Genomic DNA, 17,325 nt, shown 5'->3' with positions numbered 1-17,325 from the left:
TGTCCGATTCCGAACATGCCTGACCGCCGTCCGTGCGCGCTTTTTCTCGACGACGACCGGGACATCCTGGCCTCAGCCGAACTGGTGCTGATGCGCGGCGGGTTCGATTTCGTGGGGTCGGAGACGCCGGAGGCCGCGCATGAGCGCCTCGACCGCGAAGCCGTCGACGTGCTGCTGCTGGACCTCAACTTCCGGCGGGGCGACACCTCCGGCGAGGCGGGGCTGGCGTTCCTGCAGAAGCGCTTGGCGGCTCGGCCCGACCTGCCGGTGGTCGTGGTCACCGGCCATTCGGGCATGGCTATCGCCGTGCAGGCCATGCGGCTGGGCGCCCAGGACTTCGTCGTCAAGCCGTGGAACAACGAGCGCCTGCTGGCGTCGGTGCGCGCCGCCATCGACACGCCCCGGCGCGTCCCGGCCAACCTGCCGCCCCAGGACCTCAATCTCGAGCGTTCGGAACGGGCGCTCATCCAGGCGGCGTTGACCCGGCGGCAGTTCAATGTCTCGCAGGCGGCCAAGGACCTGGGCCTGACCCGGGCGGCGCTCTATCGCAGGATGGAGAAGCATGGGCTCTAAGACCTTGGCCCTGCGCCTGCTCGCCCAGGCGTCGATCTTCGCGCTGGGCGTCCTGGCCTGGCTGTCGGTGACGCGCGGGCTGTACGCGACGGCGCTGCTCTGCGCGCTGGCCGGCGCGGCCCTGGCCCTGGACCTGGTCCAGAAGCTCGGCGCCTGGCGGGCCGCGCGGCCGGCGCCGATCCTGGCTCAAACCGGCTTCGCGGCCGAGTTGACCCGCCGCCGGCTGGAGCTGCTGCTGGACCAGACCCCCTCCCCGATCCTGCTGGGGACGGGCGACAACCGGATCGTCGCCGCCAACCGGGCCGCGCGCCGGGCGTTCGACACCCCGCACCTGCTGTCGGACGCCGCGCGCCTGGCCCTGACGGGCGGCCGGCCCCTGTCGGACCTGACCTCGCCCCTGCGCTGGCGCGACGCCAGTTACGCCGTCAGCCGCGCCGAGCTCGTCGACGAGGCGGGCCAGGCCGACCTGGTCGTGCTGACCGACATGACGGCCGACGTCCGCGCCGCCGAGGCCGCCGCGCTGCGCGACCTGCTGCGGGTGCTGAACCATGAGCTGATGAACGCCCTGACGCCGGTGGCCTCCATGAGCCGCAGCGCCCTGGACCTCCTGCGCGACGGCGGTCCGGCCGCGACGGGCCAGGCGATCTCGGCGCTCGAACGGGCGGTCGCCCGCACCGAGGGCCTGCGCGACTTCATCGACGCCTACCGGACCCTGACCCGCCTTCCGCCGCCTTCGCCCCGCGTCGTCGACCTGGCCGCCTGGCTGGACGTGGCGCGGGAAAGCTTCCGGGCGCAATGGACCGCCCGGGGCGTGGCGCTCGACGGCCCGACGCCGCCGCATGTCGAGATCCGCATCGACGCGGACCAGATGTGGCTGGCGATCGGCAACCTGCTCAACAACGCCGCCGAGGCGGCGCTGGAGCGCCCCGATCCCCGCGTCCGCCTGAGCGTCGCGCGGGTCGAGGCCGAGATCCGGTTCCTGGTCGAGGATTCCGGGCCGGGCGTGCCGCAGGTCCAGGCCGACCAGGTCTGCCTGCCCTTCTTCACCACCAAGGCGACGGGATGGGGCGTCGGGCTGAGCCTGGCGCGCCAGATCGCCCAGGGCCATGGCGGCGCGCTGGCGCTTCTGCCTCCGGACGCGCCCGGCGATCATCCCCCGCTCGGCGGCGCGCGGTTCCGCCTGTCCGTTCCGGACTGAGGGTTCGCCGCCGTCAGCCTTCGACCCTGGCCAGGGCGTCGGCGCCGGTCGACCTCACGGCCTGGGTTAGATGATCCAGCAACCGCGCGGCCAGCCGCGTGCGCTGCCAGTAGAGCGTCACGCCGATGCGCAGGCGCGGCGACAGCTCCACCAGGCGGCCGGCGGCGAGATGCGGCGCGGCCAGCACCACGGGCGTCATCGCCCAGCCCAGGCCCGCCAGGGTCATGTCCAGCATGCCCGGCGTGGACGGCGTCCAGTGGGTGGGCGGCCGGATCGACGCGCCCCACGCCTCCTTGGCCCACCGTGCCTGCAGTTGGTCGCGGCGATCGAAGCGCAGGATCGGCGCGGCCGCCAAGCTCTCGGCGTCCAGCCCGCCTGGGAAGAAGCGAGCGATGAAGCCGGGGCTGGCGACGGCGGCGTAGTCCAGGACGCCCAGCGGATAGGTCTTGCAGCCCGGAACCGGCGCGGGGTCGGCGGTAACAGCGGCCAGGACCTCGCCCGAGCGCAGGCGGTCGGCGGTGTGGGCCTCGTCCTCGAGAACCAGGTCGAGCATGGCGCCCGTCTCCGCGGCGAACAGCGCCGCGGCCCGGGGAAACCAGGTGCTGACGCTGTCGGCGTTGACCGCGACCCGGATCGTGGGCGGTCCCGGCGCCGGGCCGGCCAGCCCCGGCAGGTCGCGGACGACCTCGCTTTCGAGCAACCGGACCTGCTCGACATGGGCGCACAGCTTGGCCCCGATCTGCGTCGCCTGGCACGGAACGCCTCGCGTCAGCAGGGTCGCGCCGACCCGCTCTTCCAGTCCCTTGACCCGCTGGGACACAGCCGACGGCGTCACCCCCAACGCGGCGGCGGCCTTGTCGAAACTACCTTCGCGCACGACGGCGGCCAGGGCGGCGAGCGACGCGTAGTCGAGCATTAGAACACCTTAATCAACATAAGACATCTTAGCTGTACTACATCACGTGCCGCCGTCATCAAAGGCGACATGACCGCCTCCCTCCTCCCCGCCTTCCTCAAGGGCTTCGCCCTGTCCGCCGGCCTGATCATCGCCATCGGCGCCCAGAACATGTTCGTCCTGCGCCAGGGCCTGAAGCGCGAGCACGTCGTGCCGATCGTGCTGTTCTGCGCGGCCGCCGACGCCACGCTGATCGTCGCCGGCGTCAGCGGCCTGGGCGGCGTGCTGGCGCTGCTTCCGGGACTGGCGCTGGCCCTGAGCCTGGGCGGCGCGGCCTTCCTAAGCTGGTATGGAGTTTCTGCGCTGCGCCGGGCCGCCCGTCCCTCGGCCCTGGTCGTCGAGCGCCAGGCCAGCCTGACCCTGGGCGCCGCCCTGGCCGGAAGCGCCGCCTTCACCTTCCTCAATCCGCACGTCTATATCGACACCGTCATGCTGATGGGCGCGGTGGGCGCGGCGCTGCCGCCGATGGAGCGACCGCTGTTCATGGCCGGCGCCGCCCTGGCCAGCCTGGCCTGGTTCTCGTCGCTGGGCCTGGGCGCGCGGTTCCTGGCGCCGCTGTTTTCCCGCCCGGCCGCCTGGCGCGTCCTGGATCTGGGCATCGGCGTCATGATGCTGGCGCTGGCCGCCAGCCTCGTCCACGGCGCCCTGGCCGCCGGCTAGGCGCGGCGCGGCTTGGCGGATCGAACCGCGCGGACAATAGGGATGGCGAGGGGATGGCGGAGACGGAGCCCGCCAGAACCATCTAAATTATCGTTTATATTCAATAATCTCCTTAGAATGGAGACTTTCTACCCACACTCCTACCCACACTTTTTGCTGAATTTAACCTCGCGTCCAGCCTCGTCCACCTGCGTTCGCAGATGATTTTCAAGGCACGAAACGACAGCTTAGGGCCTGCCTTCGGCAACTGACCGTGACTACAATAAAAGACGGATGCACCGGTCAATCAGGCCGCTAGCGCCGGCATCAGGGAACCGCACCCCGGCGAGTTTGCGGCATCCACAAACTACATATGCGGCGTCACTGCCTATAGCACTTGCCTTATGGAGTTAAGCTCGCTTGCTCAGGACATCGCGCGGAAATCCGGCCGCGAGATGATCGATCAGCGCTCGGACGGCCGGGGAGAGACCACGGCGTGTCGTGAAGACCAGATGCACGATGCCCTGAAACCCGCGCCAGGCCGGCAGCACCCGCACCAGATGCCCGGCCCCCAAAGCCTCGAGACAGACGTGGTCTGGCAAAATCGCCACGCCGAGGCCGTCGATCGCCGCGTCCCGTATGGTCGTCATGGCCTCGCAGCCCATGCGCGGCTGGACGCGGACGACATGGGTGCGGCCATCGCCTGACTCCAGGTGCCACTCAAGATCGTCGGCCGAGTCGCTCGTCGCCAGCGCCGGCAGCGTGGCCAGTTGCTCGATGGTCGCCACCTGGCTGGCCACTTGCGGGCTGGCGACCAAGATACGGGTCGAGGTGCCCAGCGAGCGCATCGTCAGCGCGGCGTCGCTGGTCAGGCTTGTGCGCACGCGCAACGCCAGATCGATGCGCTCCTCGATCAAGTCCACCGCACGATCGGTCGCGACGAGTTGCAGCCGCACCCGAGGATAGCGCGCAAGGAACGACGAGATCAGGCCATTGATCGGCTGCAGCATGCCCGTCGGGCAGCTGAAACGGATCCGTCCATGCGGCTCGGCCTGAGCCTGCAAGACAAGCGCCTCGGCCTGCTCGGCCTCGGCGAGCATGGCGCGGCATCGCTCATAGAACGCCAGGCCGGTGTCGGTGACGCGAAACCGCCGGCTCGACCGCTCGATCAGGCGCAGCCCCAGTCTCTCCTCCAAGCCGGAGATCCTGCGACTGAGCTTGGACTTGGGCTCGCGCAAGGCGCGCCCGGCGGCGGCGAAGCCGCCGTGCGCCACGACTTCGGCGAAGTAGGCGTAGTCGTTGAGGTCGATACGCATCAGCGTTCCTCCAATAGAACGCTAAGTGCCATATTCACTGACTACACGCATCATCGTTCTGACTGCATCTATTCGTCATCACCGGCGCACGGCCGGCCCCAAGGAGACAGACGATGACGAACAAGTTCAGCAACAAGGTCGTGGTGGTTACCGGCGGCTCCAGCGGCATCGGCCTGGCCGCGGCCAAGGCGTTCTCCGCCGAAGGCGCTTTTGTGTTCATCACCGGCCGCCGGCAGGAAACGCTCGACGCCGCCGTCAAGCAGATCGGCGGCCGCGTCACCGCCGTCCAGGGCGACATGTCGAAACTGGCCGACATTGACCGGCTCTACGACGCCATCCAGCAGAAGCACGCCCAGATCGACGTGCTGTTCGCCAATGCTGGCGGCGGCGAGATGGTCCCCCTCGGCGCCATTTCCGAGGAGCACTATCAAAGCACCTTCGACACCAACGTGAAGGGCGTGCTGTTCACGGTCCAGAAGGCGCTGCCGCTGCTCAAGGACGGCGCGTCCATCATCCTGACCAGCTCGACCACCAGCATCTCGGGCACGCCTGCGTTCAGCGTCTATTCCGCCACCAAGGCCGCGGTGCGCAACTTCGCCCGCAACTGGATGCTCGACCTGAAGGATCGCCATATCCGCGTCAACGCGATCAGCCCCGGTGTCACCGACACCGCCGGCCTGGACGACCTGTTCGGCGGCGGCGACCAGGCGCAAGGGACCCGGGACTATCTGGCCGGCCTGATCCCCGCCGGCCGCGTTGGCAAGCCCGACGAGATCGCCAAGGCGGTGCTGTTCCTGGCCTCCGACGACGCCAGCTTCATCAATGGCATCGAGCTCTTCGTCGACGGCGGCCAAGCCCAGATCTGAGCCATCATAGAGCCTGCCTCGGGGCGATGTCGCAGCCCGAGGCCGGGCTCCCTTCCAAGGAGACCATCATGATCCAGTCCACGGAATCGGCGGAGCGTATCCGCGAGTTGCTCGACCGAAACCTCCAGGAGGTCTTCGGCGAGGGCGATGACAACAAGCGCCGCGCGGCGATCGATGAACTCTGGGCGGAGGACGCGGTCCTCTACGTGCCGCCCGGCGCGATCGTCGGGCGCGAGGCGATCGACAAGTTCGCCGGCGACCTGCGCGCGACGCATCCGCACTACGTCTACACGCCGCACGGCGACCCTCAGGTGCTCCACAACGCCGGGCGTCTGGCCTGGGGGTCGGGGCCGCGCGGCGCGGCGCCTGAATACACCGGCTGGGACGTCCTGATCGTTCGCGATGGCAAGATCGCAGCGCTCTACGTCTTCCTGGACGAGACGTCGGATGAGTTTCGACGGGCCACCGCCCACCCCGCGGTCTGATCCGCATTCCCGACAACACGCTCGCCCTCACCAGGGCGAGCCCCGGCAGCAAGGAGTTGCCCTGTGTTCACGCCCCTCTCCCCCAACCTGCCCTCAGCCTCGCGCCGGCAAGCCCTGCGCGGCCTGGCCGAAGGGCTTGCGGTTGTCACACTGGCTGGCCTCTCATCGGAGGTCCGCGCGGACGTCGGCGCGCCCATCACCCCGCCGGTAACAGCCGCCATCACCCCGTTTCGCGTCGCTGTGCCGCAAGCGGCGATCGACGATCTCAAGCAACGCCTGCGCATGGCTCGCTTCCCCGAAAAGGAGACCGTGACCGACTGGACGCAAGGCGTGCCCTTGAACAAGGCCAAGGCGCTGGTCGCCTACTGGCGTGACCACTATGACTGGCGGCGCTTCGAGCGGCGTCTGAACGCGGTCCCGCAATTTCGCACCGAGATCGACGGCCTGGGCATCCACTTCATCCATGTGCGGTCCAAGCATCCGGGCGCGCTTCCCATGATCCTGACGCACGGCTGGCCGGGTTCGGTCGTCGAGTTCCTGAAGGTGATCGGACCGCTCACCGACCCCACCGCCTACGGCGGTCGCGCCGAGGACGCGTTCGACGTCGTCATCCCGTCGCTGCCCGGCTTTGCCTGGTCGGACAAGCCCACCGAGACAGGTTGGACGGTCGAGCGGACGGCCCGCGCCTGGGCCACCCTGATGCAACGGCTTGGCTATAGCCGGTGGGTTGCTCAAGGCGGAGATTGGGGCTCGGGCGTTACGCATGCGCTGGCCCATCAACGGCCTGCGGGCCTGGCCGCGGCGCATGTGAACTGGCAGTTCGTCATTCCCGAGCACCTGCCCGAGCACCCAACCGCCGAGGAGCGGGCCGCCATCGAGGCCTTCCAACGCTTCACGGGCGATGGACATGGATACTTCCGCGAACAAGCCACCCGCCCGCAAACGATCGGTTATGCGCTGGCAGACTCTCCGGTCGGGCTGGCGACCTGGATCTACGAGAAGTTCCAGGCCTGGACCGACAACCGCGGCGACCCCGAAGACGCCCTGAGCCTGGACGAAATGCTCGACGACATCTCGATCTATTGGTTCACGGACTCGGCGGCCTCCTCCGCCCGGTTCTACTGGGAGAATGCGCGCAACGGCCGTGGCGTGAACGCCGGTCGTATCGACTTGCCGATGGCGGCGACCGTGTTCCCGCGGGAGATCTTCACGACCACCAAGGCCTGGGCGCAGGCGCTCTGGCCCAACCTGATCTACTGGAACAAGGTCGATCGCGGCGGCCACTTCGCCGCCTTCGAGCAGCCCGCGCTTTTCGCCAGCGAAATGCGCAAGGCGTTCGTCACCGTCCGCGGCGGCTAAACGCCACCGCGTTTCGGCTCCCGCGCCTCCCACACCTTCAACAGCCTTCATGCCGCCGGGCCCGTGTCCGGATCGGCGGCATGGCCCCTCACGCCCGGACACAACCCCTGCAACCCAAATCAAGGACTAAAGCCATGAATACCCAGACCCTTGCCGATGCGCCGAACGCTACGGCTTCCAACCTGACCTCGACCCTGGTTCCGCTCGTCGGCCGCGGCATGATCAGCGCCATCTTCCTGCTGTCGGGCCTATCGAAGATCGCCGCGCCGGCCATGACCATCGGCTACATCCAATCGGTCGGCCTGCCGATGCCCAGCGTCGCCTTCGGCCTTTCAGTGTTTGTCGAGCTTGCTGGGGGCCTGGCCCTGCTGCTGGGCTATCGCACCCGCGCCGTCGCGGCCGTGCTGGCGCTGTTCTCGCTCGTCACCGCAGCGGTCTTCCACAACGCGCTCGGCGACCAGAACCAGTTCATCCACTTCTTCAAGAACATCGCGATGGCCGGCGGCCTTCTGCACGTCGTCGCCTTCGGCGGCGGCCGCATCAGCCTCGACGCTCGCCGCGGCTGAGGAACAGGCCGGAGCGGCCAGCACCGTTCCGGCCAGCATCATTAAGGAAACTTCCCAATGCTCGAGATCCACGCCTTCGCGACGCCCAACAGCGTCAAGGTCGCCATCGCCGCCGAAGAGATGGGCTTGTCCCACAGCCTCGTCCCCGTCGATCTTCGCCAGGGCAAGCAAAGAAGCGACGCCTTCCTGGCCCTCAATCCGAACGGCAAGGTGCCGGTCCTGATCGATCGCGCGCCGGCCGGGGACGCCGACGTCGTGCTCAGCGAGTCCGCGGCGATCCTCGTCTACCTCGCGGAAAAGACCGGCCAACTGCTGCCGATCGATCCGGAGCGTCGGGGCAAGGTGTTCGAACAACTCTTCTTCCACGCTTCGGCCGCCAGCCCCGCCTTCCTGCAGGCCTTCCTGCTCGAGATGCGCAAGGCGCCCGAAGGCGACGCCCGCACGGCGGCGCGCAAGGAAGTGGAACGCGTGCTCGGGGTTCTCGACGGCGTCCTCCAGCGCAACCCTTACGTCGCGGGTGACGCGTACACGATCGCCGACATCGCCCATTTCGGATGGATTTGGCGCCACAAGGCCTTCGGCGCGGACCTCGCCCTGTTCCCGGCCGTTAAGCGCTGGCACGACGAGATCTTGTCGCGTCCAGCGGTCGCCGCTGCGATCACCAGCACGCTGGCGCTGGCGCATTGACTGGCGCGCCGCAGTGCCAACTTGCATCGGGAATGTTCGGTCTCATCAAGGTGGGGCCGAACATCCTCACCCAAGGTTTCCTGTGCTGCGGTCAGACGCATAGGGATTTTCAGGACGTTCGAATGAGAGACCAGACTGTCGAGCCGCGCGTCTACGGAGATGACTGCGACGGATGCGAAGGCCCCGAGGCGACCGACATCCTCCGATTCCAGCGCACGATCCGCGCCATCACCGGCAAATGGAAGATCGAGATCGTCTGCACCTTGATCCAAGGCCCGACGCGCTTCGGCGCCTTGCGGCGCGCGCTTCCCGGCGTCACCCAGCACATGCTGACCGAGCAGCTTCGGAACCTCGAGGCCAACGGCATCGTGATCCGCAACGCCTATCCGGAAATACCGCAGCGCGTGGAATATGAGCTTTCCCAGGCAGGGATAGACCTAATGCCAACGCTCAGGGCGATGCTGGACTGGTCTCTGAAGTATGATGGCCTGCTCGAAACCGGCCAGAACATCGCTTCATAGCGGTCTGCTCTTCCAGACTAGGTCTGAAAATCCATCCTACTTGATGGAAACGGCTTGGCGGACGACTCTAGCGCCATGCAGAAAACCTTGATCCTCACGCTGGCGGCGGCCGGCATCTTGACCGCGACCTATGGCGGGATCGTCGGCCTCTTCTACAAGGCGCTAGGCGACCCGTCCGCGAGCCTTCCGCTCTATGTCGCGCCCGATATTCCGAACGTGCGGCAACACCGGATCCCGTCGCCCTTCGGTCATCGCACCAAGGCCATGGAGGTCGTGAAGGGCGTCGATCTGCGCGGCAAGGTCGTGGTGATCACAGGAGGCCATAGCGGCACGGGCCGGGAAGCGGTCCGGGCCCTGGCTCGCGCTGGCGCACACGTCATCGTCCTGGCCCGCGATGTGAAGCGTGCGCGGCGCGGACTGTCCGGCATCGCCAACACCAGCGTCGAATATGTCGACCTGCTACAGCCCGCCTCGATCGACGCCTTCGCTGCGCGCTACGTCCAGTCGGGACGACCGCTGCACATCCTCGTCAACAGCGCCGCCATCATGGCCACGCCGCTCGAGCGTGACGATCGTGGCTACGAGCGACAGTTCGCGACCAATGTCCTTGGGCACTATCAGCTGACCGTGCGGCTTCTGCCGGCGCTGGAACGGGCGAAGGGCGCCCGAGTGATCAATGTCGCCTCCCGGGGTCACCACGCGGGCGGGGTCCTGCTCGACGACATTAACTTCAACCATACGCCCTACACGGGAATGCGCGCCTACGCGCAGTCGAAGACGGCGCTGATCCTCCTGTCGATCAAGGAAGACCAGCTGTGGCGAGACAAGCAGATCCGGGTCTTCGCCGCGACGCCGGGCCCGGTTCCCACCTCGGACCTGTTCGCCGCCGGCAGTGTTGGCCATAAGCCAGGCCGCCAGGTCGCGCTCGGGCGCCTCGCCGCCGCAACGCTTCGGGCCCTGCATGTCACCGAGGCTCTCAACCTCAGGCGTCGCCCCAAGAACGGGGGCGACCTCTACAAGACCGTGCAGCAGGGCGGCGCGACGGCCACATGGGCGGCCGTCAGTCGAGACCTGGACGGCAAGGGCGGCGTCTATCTGGAGGACTGCGATATCGCGCCGGTCGTGCCCGACGAGGGTCGTGCGCCCTACGGCGTGAAATCCTGGGCCCTCGACCTGAGTGTCGCCAATCGACTTTGGTCGTTGTGCGAGACCATGACGGGCGTGCGGGTCGCAACGAACGGCGCGTGAAGCCGGTCCTCCGGATGCGCTGAATACCGATTGAGACTGCCGCATCGTCGGCATTTTCACGCCAGCGCCATGCGTGTTGGCGGTCTGCGACCAATATCAGTAAATGGAGTTGAAAGTGACGACTGTGTCGAAGTCGAATGACGTTCGCGATCTTCTGGTGGATGCCGAGACCGACGAGGGTTTTACGACAACATCCTGGGGCGAGGCCTCCCGGACACGCCTGTCTCCTGACCACACCCAAGGCGCGCTTGCGATCATGGACTATCGGGCGCCGCCCGGATTTGGCCCCCCGCGTCACTTCCACCACAAGGACGACGAGATCTTCCTGATCCAGTCGGGCGACATCGTGCTCTGGACCCCGACAGGCTGCCGTGCGGCAGGCCCTGGCGATGTCATCCTGCTGCCGAAACTCATGCCGCATACTTGGCGCGCCTATGGCGATGCGCCGGTACGCTTCCAGGTGACGGTGGCGCCGGGGGAGTTTGAGACCTTCTTCGAGCGGATCGTCGACAGAGACCTCACAATCGCCGACGTAGATGCGCTGATCGATTGCGCCAACGAGGCTGGGATGGACATCATCGGGCCTCCGCTCAGCGATGACGAGGTCGCCGCCATTCTACGCGGCGAGAGAGCCTAAGCTAAAGCCGCCGCGCGCCAGAAGCGGCCATTTGGGTCGCTCCAGAAACACGACATTCAGACGGTCGCTCGACGGACATAACCGGACTCTCGTATCCCTCGGGAAACACGACGTTTAGGCAGGTTGGAGCGATGATCGCCCCATTCCAGACACTAGCAGCCGACCGACTGACTTACCCGTTCCCTCAAGCGTGCGCCCTTTCGAAAGGGTAGAGTATGGCCGACTTGATCATCGTGACGCTCTCCGATTGATTTTCGGGGTAGGAACGACGGCGCGGAAGCCGACGGGATAAAGCGGTGCAACACTATCGTCGGGCAAATCGGGGCGCTGTTTCTCCACCGCCGCCATCGAGGAGGGCAGTTCGAAGGGCAGACGGCCCTCTGGGCGGACAATGCCGGTAAGCGCGTCGGCGACGGCCGCATCGGTTGCGCCAAAATCGCCGGCAAGCATCGCGGTGTAGGGGCGAAGGCTGGTGAGGATAGCCGGGCGATCGAGGTGGACGATCGCGATCACCGGCGTTGTGCTGGCAATCTTGCGGACTGCTTCCAGATCGGGGTCGCCAGGCTGGAAGTCGAGAGCGCCTTCGTGCTGGACGCGGCCTGCAGCGAAATTGGGATGAAGCAACTGGTGAGGTGCGGCGAGGCGCACGATCGCAGCGTCCGCCTGATTGGGGCGGTCGACGATGGTAAAACCAAGCGCGGCGAAAGGCTGGGGTGCGAGGCCGCGTAGGAACAATCGGCGGTGGGTCGCCCTCGAGAGCGGGAATAGGCCGCGATTGGCCTGAAGCAGAACGATCGAGCGCGCCTGCGTGCGCTGCGCTTCGGCGAGGAAGTCGGCATTGCCGACCAGTTTCGCCGCCGTGTCGGGATCGACATACGGGTCTTCGAACAAGCCCAGGGCGAAGGTCTGGGTCAGGACCTTGAGCACTGCGCGATCGACCTGGGCCTGCGCAATTTTCCCGTCGCGCAATGCCGCCATAAGGGCGTCGACGCGGGTCGTGCCGCCAAACTGCTCGATGCCCGCATCGACGCCCTTGGCGAAGCGGTCTTCCTCGGCCAGATCTTCCACACCCCAGGCGGGGCTGAAGTCGGACCAGTTTGGCTCAGCCCCGGGTTTTGCGCCGACGCGGCAAGTTTCGTGGCAATCGTTGGTGATGCCCCAATCGGACAGAACGAGGCCGGTGAAATGGTAGCGATGGCGCAGCAGATCGGTCAGGAGATAACGACTGAAGCCGGCGGCGGTCCCGATCGAGTGCCGTTCCGCGTCGTTCAGCTGCTTGGGCAGCGAGTACATCGGCATGACTGCGGCGACATGCGCGGTGAAGGCGGCCTGGAAGGGGATGACGTGCCTGGGCAAAGCCGTCTGGGTCACCGCAGAGAAGCGACCATAGTAGTTGTGGCTGTCGAAGCCCTGATCGGCAGCGGCGCCATAGCCCACCCAATGTTTGACGACGGCGGCGACGCTGTCAGGGCCAATGCCGTCGGCGCCGCCCTGAATACCGGCGACGTAAGCGCCGACCATCTGCGCGGCGAGCGCGGGGTTGGATCCGAAGGTGCCGTCGATGCGCGGCCAGCGCGGCTCGGTGGCGATGTCGGCCTGCGGCGAGAGCGCGATGCGGATGCCCACCGCCTTATATTCCCGGCGGACAATATCGGCGCTGCGCCGGGTGAGCCTGGCGTCTCCGATCGCGGCGAAGCCGAGCGGATCGGGGAAAGCGGTGAAGCCGCCCGCCGCAACGCTGGCCCCTGCTACGCCCTCGAGCTGGTTGCGCGGGTCCGAACTCAAGCTGAGGGGGATGCCGAGCCGGCCCTTCTCTGCGATCGCCTGTAGCCCATTGTTGGCGGCCGCGAGCTTAGCGGGCGTAGCCGCCAAGCGTGTGATCATCGCGGTGACATGCTTGTCGAGGATCTCTTGGGAGGCGTTGGCGACAATGTAGTCGTCGCCGGTCGTGTAGAGCGAGCCGTGCATCATCTGGCCGATCTTTTCGTCCGGCCTCATGCGCGACAGCAGGTCAGCGGCGCGTCTGAGGGGCGGCAGCCGCCAATCCTCATAGGGTTCAACTTGGCCATCGCGGTTGAGATCGCGAAACGCGAGTCCCTGGGCATGCAGGATCGGGATCGTACGCGTGCCGAGGTGGGGTTGGCGCGTGGGCGATGATCCCGCACTCGCCGGGACAGCCAGAGCAATCCCTGTCAGGGCCGCCAGAAACGTAGCCTTTCGCAATTCTTTCTCCCGTTCGTGTTGAAGCGTCCGTCCGACCAGCGTTGAGGTGGCCCTCAAGCAAACGTCCGCCTGTCGCATGGGCCTTCGAAAAGGCGCCATACGCTAACGGCGCCAATGTCAGTGAACGATGCCGAACCAGATCTTCAGAAGCGTCGGCTTGGTCAGATTGAGGCCGTCTTGATACCTACGGATTCAGCCGCAGCATCACGACGCCATGGGGCTCAACAGTGGCGCTGTACGAGCCCTTCCAATTGCCCACCTCCTTGTGCGTCCAGAGGTCACGGACCCTGGCGCGCATGGTGGACGCATCACCGAGATGGCCGTTGTCGACCGTGATGTTCACGGGCGTCGCGCCGCGGTTGAACAGAAGGACAGCGCGGCCGCCGCCAGCGAGCGGCTTCATCCAGATTTCCTTGTCGCCGTCCTTCGACACACGATGGCCCTGTACCCCGAGCCGGTCCTGATCGACGGCGATCACGTCCTTGTTGGTAAGGATCGAGCGCGCGCTTTCGTCCATGGTGGAAATGTCGTTGCCGGCCATCAGCGGGGCGGCCATGATCGCCCACAAAGAGAAGTGAGTGCGATATTCGGCCGTGGTCATGCCGCCGTTGCCGACCTCAAGCATGTCGGGATCGTTCCAGTGGCCGGGACCGGCAAACGACCACAAAGGCTCGTTATCATCGAGGATCTCGAGCAGAGGATGGACCCATTGGTTCTTCGGGTCCCACTTGTCGAAACTGTCGCGGATGTCGCCGGTGGTCCGCCAGAGATTGCCCACATTTCGCGCCCATAGCCACGGCTTGGACCCTCCCCACTCGCACATCGAGAAGACGATCGGCCGCCCGGTCTCGCGCAGAGCGTCGGCCATCACCGCATAGGCTTCCTCTGCGTTGCGCGAGCCCGTCTCGCACCAGTCATACTTCAGATAATCGACGCCCCAGCGGGCATAGGTCATCGCGTCCTGATATTCGTGGCCCTGGCTGCCCGAAAACCCGTCGCAGGTCTCCCGCCCCGCATCCGAATAGATTCCGAACTTCAGTCCTCTTGAGTGGACGTAATCGGCTAGAGCCTTGATTCCGGAAGAGAATTTTACCGGGTTGGCGGTAATGAAGCCGTTGGCGTCGCGTGGTCCCTGCCAGCAATCGTCGACGACGACATATTCATAACCGGCGTCCTTCATGCCCGACTTCACCATTGCATCGGCGGCTGCTCGGACGGTCTTCTCGTCAACGTTGCAGGCGAACTTGTTCCAACTGTTCCACCCCATGGGAGGCGTTTGCGCGAGGCCGTTGGGCGCCTTGTTGACGACCTTCTGGGTTGTTTCCGCCGCCCAGGCATTCTGCGCGACGAACAGGCACGCCGCCGCCACCAAAATAGCTCTTCCCAACAAACCTCGCACCCGACGATGCGCTCGCCCACAGAATTTCATTTCATCGCCCCCAAGCAGGTCGGCCACTAACCGTACTAGCGCCGCGCGCTTCGCCGAAGCGGAGCGTTCTAGAGCAAAGAGTCTGACCCTTCAACATTACTCAGACAATTTACAGGCGTATAGGCGATGGGAACCCTACGCTGCGCGACGGGTGCGCTCTCAGCATCACAAAAGTGCTAGGGATCGTCATGCTATAAATTGTCTGACGAATTAGCGCGCAGGCTCGGGAGGCGCCTAATGGCAGCTTTCCACCCTCCCCTGCCTTCCGGATGCTCCGTTCCAGCGGCGAGGTGGCGCCATTGTCGGACGTTGCCAGCGTTACTTCCCACAAGAGCTGGTCGGAATAGATATGTTCCGGTCAGGCGCTTTTTGACGCTACAGGCAGCGATCTCCACGATCGTGATCCCTCAAGGCTGCGCCGATGACGGGACGGCCAAGGTCGGACGACGGCGCCCTAGCCAAGGCCTAGGTGCCCTGGCCGTAGAGGATTTTCTCTTTCAGAATCTCGTTCAGTACGGGCTTGGGCAGTTCCAGCGCCTGCAAGATTTCCCCTGCCGCCTCTGGCGGGAACATGTGGTCCCAATCCTCGCGACGGATGGCCTCGATCATGTAGCTGACCGCTTCCTCTTCCGAGATCTCTCCAGGAGACGGCATGCCGTCTCCTTTCGTGGCTTCGGTGGCGATAAACCCAGGATATAGCGTGGCGAACTTGATCCCGAACTGTTCGAACTCGATCCGACAGGTGTCGATGAGCAGGCGGGCCGCGGCCTTGGCGGCGCTGTAGGGTCCTGCCAGAGGGACGCCGAAAAAACTGGCCAGGGAGTTGGTGTGGGCGACCATTCCCCCGTTGCGCTGCTTCATGTGATCAAGAACGGGGAACAGATAATTGACCACGGTGTCGTAGTTGGAGCGCATGTAGGACTTCACTTCCGCGGCGGTCATCGCGGTCATGCGCAGCGCCGGCGCCCCGCCTGCGTTCAACAGGACAAGATCGATACCGCCCCAGTGCGCGATGACTTTGGAGACTACCTCGGCCGCGCCCTGTTCGTCGGCGCCGTCGGCGGGGAGCGACAGGGCGACACCGCCCGCCGCTTCGATCTCTTCGACAAGCGCCAAGAGCCGCTCCCCGCGTCGGGCCGTGACCGCCACCCGCGCGCCCTCTTGAGCAAAACGCAAAGAGATGGCGCGGCCCATGCCGGACGACGCGCCTACGACCAGAACAGATTTGCCTTGGAAGTCCATATCAGACCGTCTTTCCGATGTTTCAGTGGATTGGGATAGATCGACGCGCGCGGCGCTGCTCGGGTGGTCTCGAGCTTCCTGTGTCCGAGCAGAAGTTGGCGGGCGCGCAAGTTGCTGGCTTTCTTGTAGATCAGTGCGACCTTCGTTCGGCGGAGGCTGTGGGCGCCATAGGCCTGCGGCTTGAGTTCGATCATCGACGCTCACTTGCCGTCGAGCCGCCCCCTTCCCTCCCCCTCAAGGAGGAGGAACCAAAAATCAGAACGTCACCACGGTGCGGATGCTTGTCCCGGCGTGCATCAGGTCGAAAGCCTTGTTGATGTCCTCCAACGGCAGGACGTGGGTGATCATCGGGTCGATCTGGATCTTGCCGTCCATGTACCAGTCGACGATCTTGGGGGTGTCGGTGCGGCCGCGCGCGCCGCCGAAGGCCGTGCCCTTCCAGACCCGGCCGGTGACCAGTTGGAACGGCCGCGTGGCGATCTCCTTGCCGGCCTCGGCCACGCCGATGACGATGCTTGTCCCCCAACCGCGATGGCAGGCTTCCAGCGCCTGGCGCATGACCGTGGTGTTGCCCGTGGCGTCGAAGGTGTAGTCCGCCCCGCCGTCGGTCAGGGCCACCAGATGGGCGACGAGGTCGCCTTGCACGTCCTTGGGATTGACGAAGTGGGTCATGCCGAACTTGCGGCCCCACGCCTCGCGGTCCGGGTTCAGGTCGACGCCGATGATCATGTTGGCGCCGACCAGCTTCAGGCCCTGCAGCACGTTGAGGCCGATGCCGCCCAGGCCGAACACGATGGCGTTGGCGCCCGGCTCGACCTTGGCGGTGTTGACCACCGCCCCGACGCCCGTGGTCACCCCGCAGCCGCAGTAGCAGGCGGTCTTGAACGGCGCGTCCTTGCGGATGCGGGCCACGGCGATCTCGGGCAGCACGGTGAAGTTCGAGAAGGTCGAGCAGCCCATGTAGTGGTGGATGACCTGGCCCTTGTAGGAGAAGCGGCTGGTGCCGTCCGGCATCAGGCCCTTGCCCTGAGTGGCGCGGATGGCGGTGCAGAGGTTGGTCTTGCCGCTGAGGCAGCTTTTGCACTGGCGGCATTCGGGCGTGTAGAGCGGGATCACGTGGTCGCCAACGGCCAACGAGGTGACACCCGGACCGACCTCGACCACCACGCCCGCGCCCTCGTGGCCCAGGATCGAGGGGAACAGGCCCTCGCTGTCCAGGCCGTCCAGAGTGTAGGCGTCGGTGTGGCAGACGCCGGTGGCCTTGATCTCGATCAGCACCTCGCCGGCCTTGGGGCCTTCCAGGTCGACCTCGACAATCTCAAGCGGCTTCTTGGCCTCGAAGGCGACGGCGGCGCGGGTCTTCATGTCGGGATGTCTCCAG

Annotated in this window: 17 protein-coding genes and 1 pseudogene; 11 read left to right on the top strand and 7 right to left on the bottom strand. The window is 66.1% G+C overall.

Features of this window, described 5'->3' with window-relative positions:
• Positions 1-15 precede the first annotated feature (15 nt).
• Together J2X41_RS16980 and J2X41_RS16975 are read left to right on the top strand one after the other, a co-directional pair.
• Positions 16-573 carry a response regulator gene (locus J2X41_RS16980; protein ID WP_310083331.1) on the top strand — a complete coding sequence of 186 codons (558 nt, stop codon included), beginning with the start codon at positions 16-18 and terminating at the stop codon, positions 571-573.
• Positions 563-1,771 (top strand): HAMP domain-containing sensor histidine kinase, encoded by a 1,209-nt coding sequence (locus J2X41_RS16975; RefSeq protein ID WP_310083327.1) that lies wholly within the window; start codon positions 563-565, stop codon positions 1,769-1,771. Before J2X41_RS16980 ends, J2X41_RS16975 begins: the two co-directional genes overlap by 11 nt.
• A gap of 13 nt (positions 1,772-1,784) precedes the next feature.
• On the opposite strand, the gene J2X41_RS16970 is transcribed toward J2X41_RS16975, so the two are convergent.
• Positions 1,785-2,687 (bottom strand): LysR family transcriptional regulator ArgP, encoded by a 903-nt coding sequence (locus J2X41_RS16970; protein WP_310083324.1) that lies wholly within the window; start codon positions 2,685-2,687, stop codon positions 1,785-1,787.
• 69 nt (positions 2,688-2,756) lie between these two features.
• On the opposite strand from J2X41_RS16970, the gene J2X41_RS16965 reads away from it, so the two are divergent.
• A complete protein-coding gene (locus J2X41_RS16965; protein WP_310083321.1) occupies positions 2,757-3,386 on the top strand; it encodes a LysE family transporter in 630 nt (209 codons plus the stop codon).
• Between the two features lie 389 nt (positions 3,387-3,775).
• Here the strand turns inward: J2X41_RS16965 and J2X41_RS16960 are convergent, their stop codons facing one another.
• Positions 3,776-4,681 carry a LysR family transcriptional regulator gene (locus J2X41_RS16960; protein ID WP_310083318.1) on the bottom strand — a complete coding sequence of 302 codons (906 nt, stop codon included), beginning with the start codon at positions 4,679-4,681 and terminating at the stop codon, positions 3,776-3,778.
• A gap of 113 nt (positions 4,682-4,794) precedes the next feature.
• Here J2X41_RS16960 and J2X41_RS16955 point away from each other — a divergent pair, with 113 nt between their 5' ends.
• The 8 genes from J2X41_RS16955 (at position 4,795) to J2X41_RS16920 (ending at position 11,050) form a co-directional block, all read left to right on the top strand.
• Positions 4,795-5,547 (top strand): glucose 1-dehydrogenase, encoded by a 753-nt coding sequence (locus J2X41_RS16955; protein ID WP_310083316.1) that lies wholly within the window; start codon positions 4,795-4,797, stop codon positions 5,545-5,547.
• A gap of 68 nt (positions 5,548-5,615) precedes the next feature.
• Positions 5,616-6,032, top strand: coding sequence for a nuclear transport factor 2 family protein (locus J2X41_RS16950; RefSeq protein WP_056760519.1), 417 nt, complete (start codon positions 5,616-5,618; stop codon positions 6,030-6,032).
• A gap of 63 nt (positions 6,033-6,095) precedes the next feature.
• Positions 6,096-7,391 carry an epoxide hydrolase gene (locus J2X41_RS16945; RefSeq protein ID WP_310083313.1) on the top strand — a complete coding sequence of 432 codons (1,296 nt, stop codon included), beginning with the start codon at positions 6,096-6,098 and terminating at the stop codon, positions 7,389-7,391.
• Between the two features lie 134 nt (positions 7,392-7,525).
• Positions 7,526-7,957 carry a DoxX family protein gene (locus tag J2X41_RS16940; RefSeq protein WP_310083310.1) on the top strand — a complete coding sequence of 144 codons (432 nt, stop codon included), beginning with the start codon at positions 7,526-7,528 and terminating at the stop codon, positions 7,955-7,957.
• Between the two features lie 57 nt (positions 7,958-8,014).
• The gene (locus J2X41_RS16935; RefSeq protein ID WP_310083307.1) at positions 8,015-8,644 is read left to right on the top strand and encodes a glutathione S-transferase family protein; all 630 of its coding nucleotides are present in this window, start codon (positions 8,015-8,017) and stop codon (positions 8,642-8,644) included.
• Positions 8,645-8,676: 32 nt separating this feature from the next.
• Positions 8,677-9,165 (top strand): helix-turn-helix domain-containing protein, encoded by a 489-nt coding sequence (locus tag J2X41_RS16930; protein ID WP_310083304.1) that lies wholly within the window; start codon positions 8,677-8,679, stop codon positions 9,163-9,165.
• A 75-nt stretch (positions 9,166-9,240) separates the two neighbouring features.
• On the top strand, positions 9,241-10,413 hold the full coding sequence (locus J2X41_RS16925) for an SDR family NAD(P)-dependent oxidoreductase (protein ID WP_310083301.1): 1,173 nt from the start codon (positions 9,241-9,243) through the stop codon (positions 10,411-10,413).
• A 103-nt stretch (positions 10,414-10,516) separates the two neighbouring features.
• Positions 10,517-11,050, top strand: coding sequence for a cupin domain-containing protein (locus J2X41_RS16920; RefSeq protein ID WP_310083298.1), 534 nt, complete (start codon positions 10,517-10,519; stop codon positions 11,048-11,050).
• Between the two features lie 228 nt (positions 11,051-11,278).
• Here the strand turns inward: J2X41_RS16920 and J2X41_RS16915 are convergent, their stop codons facing one another.
• The 5 genes and pseudogenes from J2X41_RS16915 to J2X41_RS16895 form a co-directional block, all read right to left on the bottom strand.
• Positions 11,279-13,273, bottom strand: coding sequence for a glycoside hydrolase family 3 N-terminal domain-containing protein (locus J2X41_RS16915; protein WP_310083296.1), 1,995 nt, complete (start codon positions 13,271-13,273; stop codon positions 11,279-11,281).
• A 184-nt stretch (positions 13,274-13,457) separates the two neighbouring features.
• Complete coding sequence (locus J2X41_RS16910; RefSeq protein ID WP_310083292.1) at positions 13,458-14,729, bottom strand: glycoside hydrolase family 27 protein; 1,272 nt, start codon at positions 14,727-14,729, stop codon at positions 13,458-13,460.
• A gap of 438 nt (positions 14,730-15,167) precedes the next feature.
• Positions 15,168-15,944, bottom strand: a complete 777-nt coding sequence (locus tag J2X41_RS16905) for an SDR family oxidoreductase (RefSeq protein WP_310083289.1) — start codon at positions 15,942-15,944, stop codon at positions 15,168-15,170.
• A pseudogene (locus tag J2X41_RS16900) lies at positions 15,911-16,141 on the bottom strand (hypothetical protein); the annotation flags it as partial. The gene J2X41_RS16905 and the pseudogene J2X41_RS16900, both read right to left, overlap by 34 nt.
• Before the next feature lie 58 nt (positions 16,142-16,199).
• Entirely contained in the window at positions 16,200-17,309 is a 1,110-nt protein-coding gene (locus J2X41_RS16895) for an S-(hydroxymethyl)glutathione dehydrogenase/class III alcohol dehydrogenase (protein ID WP_310083287.1), read from the bottom strand.
• Between the last annotated feature and the right edge of the window lie 16 nt (positions 17,310-17,325).

The organism is Caulobacter sp. BE254, assembly GCF_031457295.1.
Classification (GTDB): Bacteria; Pseudomonadota; Alphaproteobacteria; order Caulobacterales; family Caulobacteraceae; genus Caulobacter.
This window is presented reverse-complemented; position numbering and strand designations above follow the sequence as displayed.

Excerpts from the sequence above, each read along its gene's own strand:
- J2X41_RS16960 (WP_310083318.1), bottom strand. The coding sequence starts at position 4,681 with ATGCGTATCGACCTCAACGACTACGCCTACTTCGCCGAAGTCGTGGCG.
- J2X41_RS16950 (WP_056760519.1), top strand. The coding sequence starts at position 5,616 with ATGATCCAGTCCACGGAATCGGCGGAGCGTATCCGCGAGTTGCTCGAC.
- J2X41_RS16965 (WP_310083321.1), top strand. The coding sequence starts at position 2,757 with ATGACCGCCTCCCTCCTCCCCGCCTTCCTCAAGGGCTTCGCCCTGTCC.
- J2X41_RS16975 (WP_310083327.1), top strand. The coding sequence starts at position 563 with ATGGGCTCTAAGACCTTGGCCCTGCGCCTGCTCGCCCAGGCGTCGATC.
- J2X41_RS16905 (WP_310083289.1), bottom strand. The coding sequence starts at position 15,944 with ATGGACTTCCAAGGCAAATCTGTTCTGGTCGTAGGCGCGTCGTCCGGC.
- J2X41_RS16925 (WP_310083301.1), top strand. The coding sequence starts at position 9,241 with ATGCAGAAAACCTTGATCCTCACGCTGGCGGCGGCCGGCATCTTGACC.
- J2X41_RS16920 (WP_310083298.1), top strand. The coding sequence starts at position 10,517 with ATGGAGTTGAAAGTGACGACTGTGTCGAAGTCGAATGACGTTCGCGAT.
- J2X41_RS16955 (WP_310083316.1), top strand. The coding sequence starts at position 4,795 with ATGACGAACAAGTTCAGCAACAAGGTCGTGGTGGTTACCGGCGGCTCC.
- J2X41_RS16930 (WP_310083304.1), top strand. The coding sequence starts at position 8,677 with ATGTTCGGTCTCATCAAGGTGGGGCCGAACATCCTCACCCAAGGTTTC.
- J2X41_RS16895 (WP_310083287.1), bottom strand. The coding sequence starts at position 17,309 with ATGAAGACCCGCGCCGCCGTCGCCTTCGAGGCCAAGAAGCCGCTTGAG.
- J2X41_RS16935 (WP_310083307.1), top strand. The coding sequence starts at position 8,015 with ATGCTCGAGATCCACGCCTTCGCGACGCCCAACAGCGTCAAGGTCGCC.
- J2X41_RS16970 (WP_310083324.1), bottom strand. The coding sequence starts at position 2,687 with ATGCTCGACTACGCGTCGCTCGCCGCCCTGGCCGCCGTCGTGCGCGAA.
- J2X41_RS16980 (WP_310083331.1), top strand. The coding sequence starts at position 16 with ATGCCTGACCGCCGTCCGTGCGCGCTTTTTCTCGACGACGACCGGGAC.
- J2X41_RS16940 (WP_310083310.1), top strand. The coding sequence starts at position 7,526 with ATGAATACCCAGACCCTTGCCGATGCGCCGAACGCTACGGCTTCCAAC.